Below are 16610 nucleotides of genomic sequence, written 5' to 3'. Positions count from 1 at the left end.
GGTCACCCTTCTTTCCTATAATAAATATGTGATTGCACGAGAGCGCTCTGAACTGAGCTGCTTCATTAAATACTCTCGATTGTCTATCTCAAACAAAACTTCTCTGACATGAACAATTCCTACTCGCTCGATCCAGCTCCCGACGGTTTCTAAATAGTTCCCCGTTTCACGGTAATATTGAATCAAAGAACAGCTGATTTCTACTGCTTCTTCGTTCGTTTCGGCCACATAAAACAGCTCCCCGCTTCTGGCTTCTGCGCTGCTTCCGCCAGCATATATTTCCCATCCTCTGTCTATTCTTCTTAATCCTATATCACTTGTTGTTACACTCTCTGCAATGTGAGAACACGAAGCAATACTGATTTTGATATCACATGGGGTCTTTACATATTCAAGCTGTTTATCTAATTCATTTGATAAAGCAAGAGCAGGTTCATACTGACAAATACACGTTCCTTTTCCTATATAAACAGATACATTTTTAACTGTACGTTCATATAGCTGCTGAAGTCCTCTATCTATTTCCTCACTTATCAACGGAAGATATTCTTTTTTCACTCCAATAAGTTGAATGCGCTGATCACTTGTTAAACGAATATTAGAGATGTTGTACCTTTCAGCTACATTTGCTATGTTCCTTAATTCCTGTACATTTGTCAGACCACCATGAATTTGCGGTACCACTGCATATGTCCCATCGTGAAGCAAAACGGCCTGTTCATTCTCCGTAGTAAATAAAGAATGTCGATTGTTTTCATAATGAGGATTCATCATATCTAAATAGTAATGAAGACCGCCTTCACATAACGAACAGCCTTTCATGTCTTTAAACTTTAATATTTCTCTTACTTGCTGAACCGTCTCAAATTGATATTGCTGCATTTCTCTTACCAGCTCATCTTCTGATAAATGTGTACATGTACAAAAGGTTTTTTGTTCAATGATTTCATCAAACTCATCGCTTTGAATATATGTTAAAAGATCTGTTACAAGAGGTTTGCATCCTCCGCATGAACCAGAAGCTTTCGTGCAATTTTTTATTTCATCTACTGTCGTTAAATCATTTTTCTGTACTGCTTCAATAATGGCTCCCTTTGTTACACCGTTACAGTTGCATACGATATTTGTAAGTGGCATAGAAGTTACTGCATTTTCTTTTTCATGTTGAGAAGGAAATAATTGTACTTTTTCCGCTTGCGACAAATCCTTTTTTTCATTAATCATTTGTGATAGCTTTATAGCCTCACTGGTATCTCCAAAAAGAACAGCTCCCACTATTTTCCCTTCGCGAAAAACGACTTTTTTGTATATACCATCTAACATATTCGAAATCGTAATGGCTTTTGCACCTTGATTTTCCTTGAACTCTCCGACTGAGTAAACGTCTATTCCTGATATTTTTAATTGAGTGGAAAGAACGGACCCGCGATAACCATCGTTTTTTATTTGGCAAAGATGTCGCGCTAAGACTTTTCCTTGTTCGTAAAGAGGAGCAACAAGGCCGTATGTCATCCCTCGATGTTCCGCGCATTCACCTACTGCATAGATATCCGGGATGCTCGTTTCTAAATAATCATTTACGATGATTGCTCTATTTGTTTCTATTCCGCTTTTTTTAGCTAGATTAACATTTGGCCTCACTCCTGTAGCCATTACAACTAAATCAGCTGCAATTTTGCTGCTATCATTAAATCGGACGCCTTCTGCTCGATTTTCCCCTATAATCTCATCCGTATGTTTATTTAATAGAAAACTCATGCCTTGCTTTTCTAATTCTTCTCTTAACATTGCAGATGCTGCTCTGTCTAACTGTCGCTCCATTAAGAAACTCGAATGATGAATGACTTGAACATCCATTCCCAAATTTAATAGTCCCCTAGCAGCTTCCAGCCCTAACAGACCTCCTCCAATAACCGCTGCTTTTTTATACTGTTTAGAAATTTTAATCATTTCCTGACAGTCTTCGATGGTACGAAAACCGAGTACACCTTCTTTGTCAGACCCTTTAACGGGGAGCATATACGGGCTCGAGCCAGTAGCAATAATAAGCTTGTCGTACCTCGTCTCTCTGTTTTTATCTGTTTTTATTATTTTTCTCTTGGTGTCTATGTGTGTAACGCTTTCTCCTTTAAATAAAGTGATATTATTTTCTTTATACCATGCCAAAGAATGAATATTGATATCTTCAAGCTTTGTACTGCCTTGTAAAACGGTTGATAATAAAATTCGATTATAGTTAACGTGAGGCTCACTTCCAAAAACAGTAATATCAAAATAACCTGGAGAATGAATAAGAATTTCTTCAATACAGCGCATTCCCGCCATTCCATTTCCGATTAATATCAGCTTTTGTTTTGTCATATAAAAACCTCCAACACATAGATTCAGACCGTAAAATATACAGTTTTTATTATTTCATAAACTTCTCTAAAAGAAATGAACCTTGTTATAACTTCTAACATTAAAATCTGTTTAAAGCGTATGAATACGCCGATACCATTCGTTGAAAGCAAGCTTTTATATAGAAGATTAATATACTTTAAAAAGGGGTAGAAAAAAGGATGCTATGCTTATATCACCTTTCCCTACGCCTTATAAGTAATCTATATAAAATTTTGTTATCTTCTTTTTGCCTACTATTTATTTATTTTGAAATCAATTATGATAAAAGAAAGAGTCTGAATTGGAGGTTTAAAACATGTCAATAACCGTTCACGCCACTCAGTGGATTCATTTTCAAATTAAATTGTATAACCTTCATTCCAAAACGAGATCGCTTAAAGATCAAAAACTAGAATTACCTCTGCCAGAATTCCATCAAAACCTAATCATATTTACATCAGCAGCTCATCATGGCCTTACGTTTGGATATCAAGCCATTCAATGGGATACACCCTATACTTCCTGTCCGATTTACATAGAGCATCAGTCTATTCCATGGTCCACTTTAGAACGACGTTCCCATAAGCACATAACTGAACATATTACAGCTATTTTCTTAGAGACAATGTTTTATAGACAAAGTCAATTCAAACAATGTCAATTTTGTTTTGAATTTATCATTCCTGAAAGTCTTTTTGACCATACAACCTGTCAAAACTGCGCATCACGACATTTTGGAGTGGTGTATTAATTAACAAACAAAAGCCTGAAGGAGTCAGAAAATCTCTGACTCCTTCAGGCTTTTGTTACATGACTAGCTGAACAAAAAGTGGAATAACGGCAACTGTGACGACGCCTACAATAACAACTGCAATACTTGCCATGGCTGCCTCTACTTCTCCCATTTCAATCCCTACGGCTACTCCTAGCGCATGTCCAGAAGTTCCAAGAGCTAATCCTTTTGAAATTGGATTCTTCACCTTGAATACTTTTAAAAATAAAGCGCCCAGCGCATATACGATGACTGCATTAAAAATAACAGCAAAGGAAGTAATAGCAGGAATCCCTCCAATATCTTGAGACAATGGCAGCGCAATCGCTGTTGTAGCTGCTTGTGGAAGCATTGATTTCATCACAACTTCATCCATATGAATACCTTTGGCAATCGCAAAAATAATCGCTACCGAACAAACTGACCCTACCGCAATAGAAGAAAGAATTTGCCACCAGTACTTTTTTAATTTATCGGCTTGCTTATATAAAGGGATGGCAAAAGCAATTGTTGCCGGTTCTAAAAAGAAGCTGATAATCTTCCCGCCGCTGCTATATTCCTCATAAGAAAAATGACCAATTTTCAAAAAAGCAATTCCGAGTACCATTGCCACAAATAAAGGAGTAAATAAGAAAAAACCTTTTGACTTTTTAAATAAATACGTTCCAATGCCGTACGCAGCTAAAGAAACCACGATTCCAAAATACGGATTCATCTTTCCAACCACCTTGTCTCTTTATAATTGATGTTAAGCAATACCTTGTTTTTTCGTTTTTTCACTCATATCTACATCTTTTATTTCTTCTTTTGCTTTATTATCTTTTGTCATGCCAAGTATAAGCTGTGAAAATAAGCCTGTAACGCCTAACAAAATAATCGTTGCCACGATGATAACTAAACAAATTTGAATGCCGTACTGCTGCATAACACCTAATGAATTCATAACAGAAATACCTGCTGGTACAAATAAAAATCCGATCAAAGAAGTTAAAGCCGTTCCCAGTGATTCAACTTGCTCTAGTTTAATAATCTTCAAGCAGAGTGCAAGAAATAACAGCACAAGTCCAATGACTGAAGCAGGCATTGGAAAAGGCAAATGCTCTGCAATAAAATCTGAAATCAACATAATTACGGAAAAAATAAATGCTTGTGTTAAAAAGCCATACACTTTTTTAGCACTCATTTCTTTCACCTCTCTCTGTTTGTTGACTTCATTATATAAAATGAAAATTAACAAGAAAGCGTTTTCAAATTAAAGAGTCAAATATTTGTGCTCACTTACAAAAATCGAGCCTTGAAATGCAAAAAACAGCTTGCCAAAATGCATACGCAAGCTGCTTTTTCCTTAAATTCCTAAACGTTTCTTCAATTCTTTAGCATATGTACGGCTGACAGGAACTCGCTCATCGTTTTTCATTACTAAATTATACGTAGAATTAAACCAAGGCTGTACTTCGGAAATATGATTTACGTTGACGATATACCCCCTGTGCACACGACTAAACGACTGAGAAGGGAGCTTTTTTTCTAGCATAGCAAGCGTATCAGCAGTATGGTAGGATTCTGTTATAGTCTGAATGGTGACTTCTCCTTCTATTAATCCTACAAACAAGATGTCCTTTATATTCACCAACACAATCGAATCGTCTACAGAAATCGCTAACTTTCCAGTTTGAGAAGAAGACTCTCCTATCGATTCTTCTTCTTTCACAGCGGGATGAGGAACACGCATTTTTTTATATTTATGAATGGCCTGCACCACTCTTTCTTCATCAAAAGGCTTCAAAATGTAATCAATTGCATCTACTTCAAAGGCTTGTAAAGCGTACTGATCGTACGCGGTTGCAAATATAATAGCTGGCGGATTTTTCATTTTTTTAAGCCTTTTAGCAATATCAAAACCGCTGTCATCCGACAGTTGTATATCTAAAAATAATAAATCCGGCTTTTCATCCATCATTTTATCCAACGCCTCTTCGATACTTTCAGCTTCTTCAATGAAGTCTACTTCTTTCGTTCGATGTAATAAATATTTTAATTCATCTCGCGCTAACATTTCATCATCTACTATTAGTACTCGCAGCATATTACATACCCTCGCTTTTTAATTCAATTGGTATAACAAACGAAACCGCTGTTCCTTCTGTTACGTCCAACTCCAGTGTTGTTTCTTTTCCAAACAATCCATGCAAACGTTGTTTAATATTGTAAAGAGCCGTCCCCGTTCCTTTTTCTGAAAAAACGGGCTGATTGCCAAGCATTTGCAATCGTTTTGTGTCTATACCTTGTCCATTGTCTTTTACCTTTACGTATACATATTTATCTTTTGTCTCAATATAAACTTCTACGCGACAGTGCTTTTGTTTACGCGGAAACGCGTGCCGAATGGTATTTTCCACCAGCACTTGAAGAATAAATGGCGGAAGCAAGACATCATCTAGCCCTTCTTCAATATACATGTCAATTTCGTATTTATTAGGGAATCTGGCTTGTTCAAGCGATAAGTACGCGTGGACATGATCAAGCTCTTTTGATAACGGAATCAACAGCTGCCTTGCACCTTGCAAATTGGAACGAAAATAAATGCTTAACTGCAAAAGCAGCTTTCTGGCTTTTTCTACGTCCTGTCTGCACAGCGCCGATATCGTATTAATAGCATTAAATAAAAAGTGAGGATTCACCTGTGCCTGTAAAGCTTTAATCTCCGCATCTTTTAGCAATTTACTTCGAAGCTCTGCTTCGCCGAGCTCTAGCTGAGTTGAAAAAAGTTTAGCCAATCCTTCTGCCAGCTCTTCCTCCACCCGGCTTAACCCGCTCGCATCTTTAAAGTACATTTTTAGTGTTCCAATGATAGTACCGTGAGAAGTAAGCGGCATCACAATAGCGGCATGAAGCGGGCAGTCTTTATGCTGACAATCAATTTGTTCTCTCGATTTTGCTTTCATAATTTTTCCTGTCTTCAGCACTTCGTGAGACAGCCCGGTAATTAAACTATGCGAAGGAACGTGATGATCAATTCCTTCCCCTACATGAGCTAAAATTTTGTGCGTATCAGTTAGCGAAACAGCATCCGTACCTGTGAAGCGATGAATAATATTTGCAACATTTTCACATGATTCACTAGTAAGACCCTGACGAAAATGTGGAAGAGTTTGATCCGCGATTAATAATACTTTGTGTGTCTGAAGCGCTCTCATTTGTTCCTCTTGCCGTAAAATGGACTGAATAATAGATAAGAAAATATAGCTTCCCGTGCCATTTACAATAATCATTGGAATAGCAATAATACTCACTAGCGTCCATGCCGAATCAAACGGTTTAGCAAATAATAAAATAATCAGCATCTGAAGCGTTTCCATCGCTATGCCTACAAGTGCAGCAAAGCGCGGTGTAATCGTTCGATGTTTTTTCCGGTAGGCATAGCCGATATATCCAGTTAACACCCCTGCTAAAACGGATGAGACTGCACAGCTAAACGCCGTACTCCCTCCTAATATAAAGCGATGAACGCCAGCAAGTAGTCCTACTCCTAAACCAACAAAAGGACCGCCAAGCAGACCGCCCATTTCCACCCCCATAATTCGCGTATTGGCAATCGAGCTTGATGGATCTACTTTTAATAATAAGTCTTCATTTCGAATAATTGTTCCTTGAATTTCAATTCCCGTGTAGTTACTAATAATGCTAAAAAGAGAAAAAATAAAAATAAGTACAGCTTTTCCTTTATAACCTTGCTGTTTGCGGAGAAATTGCCGAAAAACTTTTGTATGTGCCAGCAAAAAACCTAAGATGACAATAACTCCGACTCGTTCTACCATCATAATTAATAAATGAATCATTTCTAGCCACCCTTTGCTGTCTGGTTCTATTTTATATTGTTACATTGATGGTGGCAGAAATCTAGCTTTACAAATAGAAAAAAAGCTGTTCGAATACGTACTGTATTCGAACAGCTTGACTTTAAGCTTGAACAGGTTTAAAAAATTGAGGCAAGTAATCTTTATGAGCTTCTAACATCTCATCGACAATTTGCTTAGCTAGCTTATCAGAAGCTACAAGAGGATTAATGGTTAGTGCTAAAATAGCTTTGTCATAATCTCCTGTCACTGCTGCTTCAGCTGCAATCCGCTCAAATGACTTAATTGTTTGAACAAGACCGCGGACAGGTACAGGAAGGTCACCAACTGAAATTGGCTTTGGACCATCTTTTGTAATAATACAGCTTACTTCTACGGCGGAATCAGCAGGAATGCTTGCTATGGCACCATTATTGATAGTATTTACAGGCTGAATATCGCCTTTATCCGTATAAATGGATGTAATCAATCGAACGGCTGCATCACTATAATAGGCTCCGCCGCGCTGTTCTAATTGAGGCGGTTTAATGTCTAGATTAGGATCTTTATACAGTTCGAACAGCTCTTTTTCCAACTGTTTTACGACTTCTGCTCTCGTTTCACCTTTTTCATAATTAACAAGCTCTTTTTCTACCATTTCACGCGTTTTATAATAGTACATGTGATATGGACACGTTAACGCATTTAGGGCTTTTGTAAATTCTGGCTCCCATCCAAGTCCCGCTACATTTTTCACAAAGCTGCTGTTAGTTGGATCACTCAATAAATCAATAACTTGATCTTTAACGCTTACACCATCTACATATACATCTAATCCGTAGACCATGTGATTTAAACCAGCAAAATCAATTCGAATGCGAGAGTGATCTACATCAAGCAGCTTAGCAATCCCCATTTCCATTCCGATTGGTACATTACAAAGTCCTACAATCTTTTTAATGTTACTATAGCGGAGCACAGCTTCTGTTACCATGCCTGCAGGATTTGTGAAGTTAATCAGCCAAGCTTCTGGACATAACTCTTCAATGTCACGGCAGATATCTAAAATAACGGGAATCGTGCGAAGTCCTTTAAATAATCCGCCCGGTCCATTTGTTTCTTGACCAAGCACCCCGTATTTAAGCGGTATTCTTTCATCTTTCGCTCGTGCATCTAACAAACCAACGCGAAATTGAGTCGTTACAAAATCCGCATCTTTTAGTGCTTCTCTTCGATCTAACGTTAAATGAACATTAATTGGCAAACCTGATTTTTTCACCATTCGTTTCGCTAAATTACCAACAATCTCTAGCTTTTCTTTGCCTTCTTCAACGTCTACTAGCCACAATTCTCGAACTGGAAGTTCATCGTATCGTTTAATAAATCCTTCTATTAGTTCAGGCGTATAGCTTGAACCTCCGCCAATCGTTACAATCTTAATACCTTTTGTCATAGTGTAATCCCCCCAGAAATTTTGATTGCTTCATATAAATCTACAAATTCAGTAGCCATTTCTTTTACCGTCATCGCATTCATTAAATGATCTTGAGCATGAATCATGAGCAGAGAAATTTCTGTGCTTTCCCCTCTAATTTCACCTTGAATTAACGACGTTTGGATATGATGAGCAGCATTTAATTCTTCTGCAGCTTGTGTAAGCTTTTCACGTGCTTCTGAAAAATTTCCGCTTTTGGCAGCTGCTATCGCTTCCATTGCTGAACTTCTGCCGTTTCCACCGTGTAAGATTAATTTAAAAATATATTCTTGAATGCTTTCCATCCTTTATCCCTCCTCACACAATATCTTTCTTTGTATCACTTGGTACCCCTTCAGCTGCAGGCTGTATACCATTTTCTTCAGTGAATTTTTGTTTATCCCACATTCTAAAGAAAGGATAATAAATGCAAACAGAGATTCCGATATTAATAGCTTGCATAACTGCACCTGATAATTTTCCTCCTGTTGCCAAATAGCCAGAAATAATCGGAGGCATGGTCCAAGGAACCGCAATACCTGCTGGTTTTGCTACCAGTCCTGTCGACATGGCAATATAGGTTGCTACTACCGTCACAAGAGGGGTAATAATAAACGGAATAAGCATCATTGGATTCATCACCATCGGAAGTCCAAAGATGATTGGCTCATTGATATTAAAAAGAGCTGGTCCTATCCCTAACTTACCAAGCTGCTTCATTTGTTGACTGCGTGCTTTTAAAATCATAGCTACAACTAGAGCTAACGTTGCTCCGCTGCCTCCGATATTGATCCAAATATCAAAGAACTGCTGTGTGAAAATATTTGGTAATGCTTCATGATTAGCAAATGCAATTCGGTTTTCATCCATAGCTCCATACCAAATGGGAGCCATAATTCCACCGACAATATTCGCTCCATGAAGTCCACAAGACCACATGAGCATAATAACAAGCTCGGCAACTAGCGTACCGCCTAAACTGCCGCCTAACACACCTAAAGGCTTTCCAAGCAATTCTCCAACGATATTATGCAGACTTCCAAAATGCGTTTGTTCTACTAACAAACGTAAAATCCAAATAAATGCTATTACCGTAAAGCCAGGAATAAGAGCAGCAAACGATTTTCCAACAGCGGGAGGAACTCCATCAGGCATCTTGATGACAATGTCTTTTTGAATAAACCATCTGTAAATTTCCGTAGAGAGAATCGCGACAATCATTGCTACAAAGAGTCCTTTACTTCCCATTAAAGCGGTTGGAATTCCGCCGTCTACTAAAATAGCTTCTTTGGCTCCACTTGGGAGAAAGGACACTTTATACGGAGTAGCAAGTAAAAAAGCAGCAAGTGAAATAGCCCCTGCGGACAAAGCATCTACTCCGTATTTTTCAGCTAACCGATAGGCTATTCCGAAACAAGCAAGCAGCGCCATAATATCGAATGTAGCTCCAACTGGATAGGCCATTTTCGTTGCCCATTCTTTTCCGAAAATCCCTGCCATAAAGTCGTTGTAACCTGGTATCGGTAAATTCGACAGTATTAAAAATACTGAACCGATAATAATGAGCGGCATTGTCAGAACAATACCGTCTCGAAGTGCTTGTAAATGACGTTGACCCGCCATTTTCCCCGCGATAGGCATTACTTTGCTTTCAAGCATACTATTAAATTTGCTCATGTAGTCCACACTCCTATTTTGAAACTAGTTGAACTGCAAATTTTAACACTTGTTCTCCATTACACGTTCCGTAGTGAACAGGATTTATAACGTCAACTGGCACTCCTTTTTCTTCACCTAGCTTCTTAAGCTGCGGCAATAAGTAGCGCACTTGAGGTCCTAATAAAAGTACATCCGCTTGATCAATATGGTTGCGAACAGAGTCGCCAGGAACCGCCCAAATTTTATACTCCGTGCTTTGCTCCTGAGCGCTTTTTTCCATTTTAGTTACTAGTAAACTTGTGGACATTCCAGCTGCACAACATAATAGAATATTCATTTGCCATTCCCCCGTTTTTTATTTTGCTATCTGTTTTGTTGATAGTTTTATCTTAAAATAAAAGCGCTTACATTTATACACAACCTTTTTCCGCTACTAACGGAAAAATTATGTTTGAACATTCAGATAAAAAAAGAACCCCCTCTCTTAGACTTTTTTTTATCTAATATTTTTCATAAACACCTCTATAAATTCCTCATAATCCTTGCACTTTACTAAGCGCTGCACGACCTGCTTATCATCCACAACGCGGACTAACAAACTGTACATCTTCTGCAAATCGCCTTGATTATTCGCTTTTACACTTAAAAGGCAAATAAATTGTACGAGGTTTCCTTCCCACATAATCGGTTTTTTTAACGTACAAATGGCCCAAAACGTCGTATCCGTTTGAGGAACCATAGGATGAGGAATCGCAACGAGATTGCCAAAACTTGTTGGTGATGCAGCTTCTCTTTCAAAAACAGATTCTATAAATTGAGAAGGAACTAGTCCTAGATGAGTTAATTTCTCTCCTAAAAAATGAAGCACTTCTTCTCTCGTTTGAAATTCTTGCTGTAAATATACTAGTTCTTTTTTTGTGTATTCTAAGGAAGGCTGCTGTTTGTTCTTCATTAAACAATCAATTTTTTTAAAATCACTGTTTCCTAGAATCGTACTTACTTGTACTACAGGAACAGGAAGATGATCTGGAATTGGAATGGTACTAACAATAAAATCTAAAGAGTGCAGCGACATTTGGTGAAGCTTATAATACTGCGTTGTTCCTAAAATAGTCAGATTTAATCCAAAAGTAGCCTGCAGCTTATATGATAATAGCTTGGCACTCCCTACTCCCGATGCGCATACAATCAAACAGCGCTTAGGCTGATTGATAATTTTCCGACGTTCAATGGCCCCTCCAATATGTAAAGCTAAATAGCCAATTTCCGTTTCATGCATGTCGATTTCAAGGCGATTTTTCAAAACCTTCCCAGCTATAATCCCAGCTTCAAAAGCCAGAGGGTAATGACTCTTAATTCCTTCAAGCATCGGGTTTCGCAGATTCATTCCATATTTATAGCGATTGATAGCCGGTTTCAAATGCAAGCTCATGCCAAGGATCAGCTCTGAATCTTCACTAATTTCTAAATGAAGCTCTTTTTCAATTGCTTCTAATATAGCTGCTGTTAATTCATAGATATTTGTGTCAATAAACTGCTTCACTTCTTTTTCTTCATGATTGCTATTGTTGAGCATTTTTGTACCTAACAAATGAATGGCGATATATGCCGTTTCTGACTTCGGAAAACGAATCTTGAATGCATTTTCAATCTCTCGCACAATTTCAGCTGCCACTTCATATTCTTTATGCTCCATAATCTCAAGCAGATCTTCTGAATACAAAGAGATAAAATTTTCTTCTTGTATTCGCTTACAAGCTATAGCTAAATGAATGATTAAATTGTTTAATCCAATGTCTGAAACCATAATATTGTATCGTTTTATTTGATTTAAAATGTGGGCTTTAATCGTTAAGATTGATTCTTGGGGCAGGATAGATATTTTATTGTATACCATATCTATTTCTTTATCTTTTCGGTTGAATATGTACTCAGACATACAGAATCTCATTTTCATTTCGTCCCCTTTAGCTTTCAAGCCATAGTTAGGACGTTTTTCTAAAAGAATATCATACTTACACAGCTGTTTTTTAACATCCCTTAAATCGTTTTGAACCGTTGACTTGCTAATATACAACTCGTCTGCTAAATCTTCGAGCTTCAAATATTCGTCTGCTAGCAGCAATCTTTTGATTAAATAATGCACGCGGTCATCAGGAACGGTTGGAATAGAAGTTGCATCAAATAATTGATTAGCCGAAAGTTCTTTTAATAGGTGATGGAACTGTTTTTCATCTAAAACGCTAAGTTCATATCCTGTCCCACGAGCTGATTTAATTTTAGCTCCGTACTGAGACAAAATGTCATCTAGCTGTTTTATATCCGTTCGAATAGTTCGAGAAGATACTTGATTTACTGTTGCTAAATATTCACTCGTAACGGTTGATAATGTAGACTGTACGGACATTAGTTCTCTTAATATGACGATCATTCTTGAATTAAGCATGTTTGCTTCTCTCCATTCTCAGAAGATTTCTCCCTTATAAAACAAATGAAAAGGGCTGGTTATTTTAAACAAAAACAAAAAATACCTAAACAGCAACAAACAGAAACTACCTTTTTCTGTCCTTGCAGCTTAGGTTTTGCCTGCTTCATCAGTAACAACCCTAAAACAATAGGAATAAATGTCTTTATTTGTAATCTATCATTCTTTCTCTTTTTTTTCAATTTCAACTAAAGCATTAGGCTTAGTGGCATTAATGAAATTTATGTGGTCTGTTTATATCGGTGTAGCCCCAATGCAAACGTACGGATTAAAAAGTCTAGAGTCTCATCAGTGCTTAACGACATTCCAAATCCCCCTTTATGCTCCAAAGAAGAAAACCCATGTAAAATGCTGCGAAGACTTCTAACAGCATGAAGGGCTTCATTTTCCGGAAGCTGATACAGTTTTAACACATCTAGCACTAAAAACACAATGTTATCAGATGCTTTTTGTACTTCTTCATCTTTTATCCTTGGTGCTACCGTTGCCGTTGCTTCGTATATTCCCGGAGACTTTCTTACAAATGAAACGTACGCTTTACTTAGCTGATAAACAGCGTCTTCTCCAGAAGCATGTTCAACAGCACTTTTTAAAAGATGATATAGCTGCTGCAGTCCACTTAAAGCCAGTTCTTTGCGCAGCTCTTCTAACCCTTTTATATGGTTATATAAAGACGGTGGACGAACATTTAATTCTTTGGCTAATGAAGCAATTGTAACAGTATAAAACCCTTCACGATTGGCCAAATTTTCACCTGTTTGAATAACCTTTTTGAAATCTAGTCCTTGTCGTGGCGACATCCCTTCATCTCCTTTTTTCTATTTTTACTTTTGCTTGTTGTATTGCTTTTCCCATCAATTTTAGCGGCTGAGAAAGAATTCTTCCGTGTCCAACAGCAAGAAGTGACGGGTTTAGTTCATGTAGCTTTTCTGCACTTTTAAGCGCTAGCTCTTTGCTCCACGTTCCAAAGGCAGGAAACGGAAACAGCGGTTTTAACTGACCTGATACCGCAATTCCCCCTCGCACTTGGAAAGAATCTCCGGCAATTAATGCGTTCGTTCTCTGGTCTAAAAAAGACATAGACCCAGGTGTATGTCCAGGTGTAAAAATAGGAGCAAGTGAGCCTATATAAGACTCTTCTTCGATGAAATGATCAATTTCAGTTGAAATCTTTCCTAGTTTTGGTATTCCCCCACGGATTGGGTTTTGAGGTTCTTCAGAATCGAGTGTGAAATCTCCTGAAAATAATCGATAATCTCTTTGCGACATATAAACAGAAGCATTCGGCAAACTTTTCTTCAAATTATCAATCGCTCCGATGTGATCTTCATGAGTATGTGTAAAAACAATTCGAGTAATCGGTTTTCCAATTTGATCTGCAGCTTTCAGTATACCTGACGCGCTGTAAGGAAGAGCTGCATCAATTAACGTAAGACTGTCTTTTTCTTCGACTAAATAACAATTCACTGGAAAAAAGCGAGGCAAAAACGTCAGTTGATACAACATTTTCTCACGAACTATTCTCATTTCCTCATCCCCTATTATCAAAATAAAAACTAATGGTATTAGTTTTTATTTTAACTAATACCATTAGTTTTATCAATCATATATTGGAAAAAACAAAAAAAGTGTGAGACATAACGAAATCAATTGAATCTAAAGACGAACAAATGGGATAAAGAAGCTCGTATAGATCACTTGTTACACCGTCCCCACAAAAAGATCCGAACGCGTTTGATTCTCCATCAAGAATCAAACGCGTTCGGATCTTCCTTTAACTAAACTACTTTTTCCATAGCCTCTATTAAATTTAAACGTCTTTTCTTTCTCCTGTAGCAGCTACTACGATCACACTGCCTTTCTTTAACTCTTCTTCATATTTTTTTGTTTCGTCTTTTGATAAGCCTAGTGAAGCCATTTTTGTTCGAAGCTCATCTTCTCTTGTTAAAAATAAACTCGCTGCTGAATGTAAAGGACCTTCTTCAGACAGTCGAATAATATTTGTGTCCGTTACTTCTGTTAAATTTTTAGAATTTTCCTTGTCATACGTAAACACGTATACTTCATCTTTCTCAAAACCTTTGTCTGCAAATTGATTAACTGCTTCTTTAATGTTTGCTCCTTTTTCTACTACTTCAACATGTTTCATTATTTATAACCTCCTGTTTCTATCGCACATCTTTCTTTTATACTTAACAAAAGAATAAACTTCTTACTACTATATATACCCGCTTTCAGAAAGGAAAACCCGCATTTAGAGCTTTGCAGAGAGTTTGAAAATCATTCTATATTATCTTTTAATTGGATATATACCTCTTTTGATTAACGCATCTAAAACGATTATTCAGCTTATTTTCAGCTAACATTCATAAGAAATTCATCTGCATTGCTTATCATAATAAAGAAAAAAGACGCTAATCAGGTACTTTATACGCATAATGAATGTCTGTGTCAGAGTAAGCCGGGTATGAATGCAACCATTCATATCCGGTTTTTTACATGAAAGAACTTCTAACAATATCCTGTCCTTGCCCCTTATAACATACTATAATTCTTCATATTAACTAAAAATTCAGGTTATATAGGAGGTCACAAATGAACATCCATCCACAGCCACAGTTAAAAAAAGAGTTAAAGATCCGGCACATCACCATGATTTCTCTTGGAGGAATTATCGGGGCAGGATTGTTTATCGGAAGCGGATCACTTATTAACACCGCTGGACCCGGATCTATTTTTTCGTACGCATTTGCTGGTTTGCTCGTTATTTTAGTCATGCGAATGCTTGGCGAAATGTCTACTGCAAATCCTTCCAGCGGTTCTTTTTCCACTTATGCAAAAGAGACATTAGGCCCTTGGGCCGGCTACACGATTGGCTGGCTCTATTGGTTTTTCTGGGTTATCGTTATTGCTGTTGAAGCCATTGCAGGTGCAAATATTATTCAATACTGGTTCCCGTCTTTGCCGTCTTGGGGAGTAAGCCTGGCTCTTACTTTTTTATTAACGATGACCAATCTGTACTCTGTTAAATCTTTCGGAGAATTTGAATATTGGTTTTCCCTCATTAAAGTCGTCAGTATCGTTCTTTTTTTACTTTTAGGTATAGCTATTATTTGTGGATTCATTCCAGGAATTGATTCTCCCGGCACTTCCAACCTTTTGCACAAAGGCGGCTTTTTACCGAATGGAATTAGCTCTGTATTTTTAGGAATTGCCCTTGTCATGTTCTCCTTTATGGGAACAGAAATTGTCGCAACCGCAGCAGGTGAATCGTCTCAGCCTGAAAAAGCCATTACCATCGCGACCAATACCGTTATTTATCGCATTTTGTTTTTCTATTTAGGCTCTATTTTTATTTTAGTAACGGTTCTTCCGTGGAATTCGTCAAGCCTAATGAAAAGCCCATTTGTATCTATTCTTGAATTAGTGAATGTACCGGCCGCAGCTCAAATTATGAACTTTATTATTTTAACAGCCGTTCTTTCCTGTCTGAATTCTGGTCTGTATACAAGTTCTCGCATGCTGTTTTCCATGTCTCAAAACGGCGATGCGCCAAAAAGTTTTTCAAAATTAAATAAAAAAGGCGTGCCGGTTAGCGCGATATTAGCATGTACAGTTATCTCGTACATTAGCGTTATCTTTAACTACATTTCACCGGACAAAATCTTTTTGTTTTTAGTGAATGCATCAGGCGGCGTAGCGCTTCTTGTATATCTTGTTATTGCATTTTCACAGATTAAAATGAGAAAAAAATATGAAAAAGAAAATCCCGAAGCATTAAAAATTAAAATGTGGTTATTTCCTTACTTAACTTACGCTACAATCCTTGCCATCACTAGTATTTTTATTGCCATGGCATTTATTGATTCATTACGTTCTCAGTTTTTCTTAACTCTTTTAATTGCTGTACTCGTCGTAGGTTCTTTTTTCTTTCAGCGTACCAAAATGACGAGCGACTTAGCAGCAAAAGGAAATACATCAAAATAAAAGAGGTTGAGACAT

15 protein-coding genes are annotated in these 16610 nt (G+C 37.5%); 2 read left to right on the top strand and 13 right to left on the bottom strand.

Going from position 1 to position 16610, the window contains the following annotated elements; translation table 11 throughout:
* Window positions 1-15 precede the first annotated feature (15 nt).
* Complete coding sequence (gene nirB / locus ACN6NE_RS14895) at window positions 16-2361, bottom strand: nitrite reductase large subunit NirB (RefSeq protein ID WP_129706333.1); 2346 nt, start codon at window positions 2359-2361, stop codon at window positions 16-18.
* A gap of 337 nt (window positions 2362-2698) precedes the next feature.
* On the opposite strand from nirB, the gene ACN6NE_RS14890 reads away from it, so the two are divergent.
* A complete protein-coding gene (locus ACN6NE_RS14890) occupies window positions 2699-3133 on the top strand; it encodes a hypothetical protein (protein WP_025749838.1) in 435 nt (144 codons plus the stop codon).
* Between the two features lie 55 nt (window positions 3134-3188).
* Here ACN6NE_RS14890 and lrgB read toward each other — a convergent pair whose 3' ends face one another.
* The 12 genes from lrgB to ACN6NE_RS14830 all read right to left on the bottom strand — a co-directional run bounded on the left by lrgB (window position 3189) and on the right by ACN6NE_RS14830 (window position 14757).
* The gene (lrgB, locus tag ACN6NE_RS14885; protein ID WP_013055484.1) at window positions 3189-3869 is read right to left on the bottom strand and encodes an antiholin-like protein LrgB; all 681 of its coding nucleotides are present in this window, start codon (window positions 3867-3869) and stop codon (window positions 3189-3191) included.
* 33 nt (window positions 3870-3902) lie between these two features.
* A complete protein-coding gene (gene lrgA, locus ACN6NE_RS14880) occupies window positions 3903-4337 on the bottom strand; it encodes an antiholin-like murein hydrolase modulator LrgA (protein ID WP_028412310.1) in 435 nt (144 codons plus the stop codon).
* A 162-nt stretch (window positions 4338-4499) separates the two neighbouring features.
* Window positions 4500-5240: a LytR/AlgR family response regulator transcription factor gene (locus ACN6NE_RS14875; protein WP_057239404.1), complete on the bottom strand. Its 741-nt coding sequence runs from the start codon at window positions 5238-5240 to the stop codon at window positions 4500-4502.
* A 1-nt stretch (window position 5241) separates the two neighbouring features.
* Entirely contained in the window at window positions 5242-6993 is a 1752-nt protein-coding gene (locus ACN6NE_RS14870; protein ID WP_474325781.1) for a LytS/YhcK type 5TM receptor domain-containing protein, read from the bottom strand.
* 121 nt (window positions 6994-7114) lie between these two features.
* Complete coding sequence (locus ACN6NE_RS14865; protein ID WP_025749844.1) at window positions 7115-8443, bottom strand: 6-phospho-beta-glucosidase; 1329 nt, start codon at window positions 8441-8443, stop codon at window positions 7115-7117.
* Entirely contained in the window at window positions 8440-8769 is a 330-nt protein-coding gene (locus ACN6NE_RS14860; protein WP_013081807.1) for a PTS lactose/cellobiose transporter subunit IIA, read from the bottom strand. Before ACN6NE_RS14860 ends, ACN6NE_RS14865 begins: the two co-directional genes overlap by 4 nt.
* 13 nt (window positions 8770-8782) lie before the next feature.
* Complete coding sequence (celB, locus tag ACN6NE_RS14855) at window positions 8783-10141, bottom strand: PTS cellobiose transporter subunit IIC (protein ID WP_013081806.1); 1359 nt, start codon at window positions 10139-10141, stop codon at window positions 8783-8785.
* A gap of 13 nt (window positions 10142-10154) precedes the next feature.
* Window positions 10155-10460, bottom strand: coding sequence for a PTS sugar transporter subunit IIB (locus ACN6NE_RS14850; protein WP_013055477.1), 306 nt, complete (start codon window positions 10458-10460; stop codon window positions 10155-10157).
* 159 nt (window positions 10461-10619) lie between these two features.
* Entirely contained in the window at window positions 10620-12569 is a 1950-nt protein-coding gene (locus ACN6NE_RS14845; RefSeq protein WP_129706329.1) for a BglG family transcription antiterminator, read from the bottom strand.
* Window positions 12570-12829: 260 nt separating this feature from the next.
* The gene (locus tag ACN6NE_RS14840) at window positions 12830-13408 is read right to left on the bottom strand and encodes a TetR/AcrR family transcriptional regulator (protein ID WP_129706328.1); all 579 of its coding nucleotides are present in this window, start codon (window positions 13406-13408) and stop codon (window positions 12830-12832) included.
* A 4-nt stretch (window positions 13409-13412) separates the two neighbouring features.
* Entirely contained in the window at window positions 13413-14135 is a 723-nt protein-coding gene (locus tag ACN6NE_RS14835; protein WP_474325779.1) for an MBL fold metallo-hydrolase, read from the bottom strand.
* 283 nt (window positions 14136-14418) lie between these two features.
* Window positions 14419-14757, bottom strand: a complete 339-nt coding sequence (locus ACN6NE_RS14830) for a YflT domain-containing protein (RefSeq protein ID WP_129706326.1) — start codon at window positions 14755-14757, stop codon at window positions 14419-14421.
* A 446-nt stretch (window positions 14758-15203) separates the two neighbouring features.
* Between ACN6NE_RS14830 and ACN6NE_RS14825 the strand changes: the two genes are divergently transcribed.
* Window positions 15204-16595, top strand: coding sequence for an amino acid permease (locus ACN6NE_RS14825; RefSeq protein ID WP_474325777.1), 1392 nt, complete (start codon window positions 15204-15206; stop codon window positions 16593-16595).
* Window positions 16596-16610 lie beyond the last annotated feature (15 nt).

It is taken from the genome of Priestia sp. 53B2 (genome assembly GCF_056099005.1).
This window is presented reverse-complemented; position numbering and strand designations above follow the sequence as displayed.

Bases quoted from the DNA above. Each gene is read 5' to 3' on its own strand.
- nirB (WP_129706333.1), bottom strand. From the start codon at position 2,361: ATGACAAAACAAAAGCTGATATTAATCGGAAATGGAATGGCGGGAATG.
- ACN6NE_RS14890 (WP_025749838.1), top strand. From the start codon at position 2,699: ATGTCAATAACCGTTCACGCCACTCAGTGGATTCATTTTCAAATTAAA.
- lrgB (WP_013055484.1), bottom strand. From the start codon at position 3,869: ATGAATCCGTATTTTGGAATCGTGGTTTCTTTAGCTGCGTACGGCATT.
- lrgA (WP_028412310.1), bottom strand. From the start codon at position 4,337: ATGAGTGCTAAAAAAGTGTATGGCTTTTTAACACAAGCATTTATTTTT.
- ACN6NE_RS14875 (WP_057239404.1), bottom strand. From the start codon at position 5,240: ATGCTGCGAGTACTAATAGTAGATGATGAAATGTTAGCGCGAGATGAA.
- ACN6NE_RS14870 (WP_474325781.1), bottom strand. From the start codon at position 6,993: ATGATTCATTTATTAATTATGATGGTAGAACGAGTCGGAGTTATTGTC.
- ACN6NE_RS14865 (WP_025749844.1), bottom strand. From the start codon at position 8,443: ATGACAAAAGGTATTAAGATTGTAACGATTGGCGGAGGTTCAAGCTAT.
- ACN6NE_RS14860 (WP_013081807.1), bottom strand. From the start codon at position 8,769: ATGGAAAGCATTCAAGAATATATTTTTAAATTAATCTTACACGGTGGA.
- celB (WP_013081806.1), bottom strand. From the start codon at position 10,141: ATGAGCAAATTTAATAGTATGCTTGAAAGCAAAGTAATGCCTATCGCG.
- ACN6NE_RS14850 (WP_013055477.1), bottom strand. From the start codon at position 10,460: ATGAATATTCTATTATGTTGTGCAGCTGGAATGTCCACAAGTTTACTA.
- ACN6NE_RS14845 (WP_129706329.1), bottom strand. From the start codon at position 12,569: ATGCTTAATTCAAGAATGATCGTCATATTAAGAGAACTAATGTCCGTA.
- ACN6NE_RS14840 (WP_129706328.1), bottom strand. From the start codon at position 13,408: ATGTCGCCACGACAAGGACTAGATTTCAAAAAGGTTATTCAAACAGGT.
- ACN6NE_RS14835 (WP_474325779.1), bottom strand. From the start codon at position 14,135: ATGAGAATAGTTCGTGAGAAAATGTTGTATCAACTGACGTTTTTGCCT.
- ACN6NE_RS14830 (WP_129706326.1), bottom strand. From the start codon at position 14,757: ATGAAACATGTTGAAGTAGTAGAAAAAGGAGCAAACATTAAAGAAGCA.
- ACN6NE_RS14825 (WP_474325777.1), top strand. From the start codon at position 15,204: ATGAACATCCATCCACAGCCACAGTTAAAAAAAGAGTTAAAGATCCGG.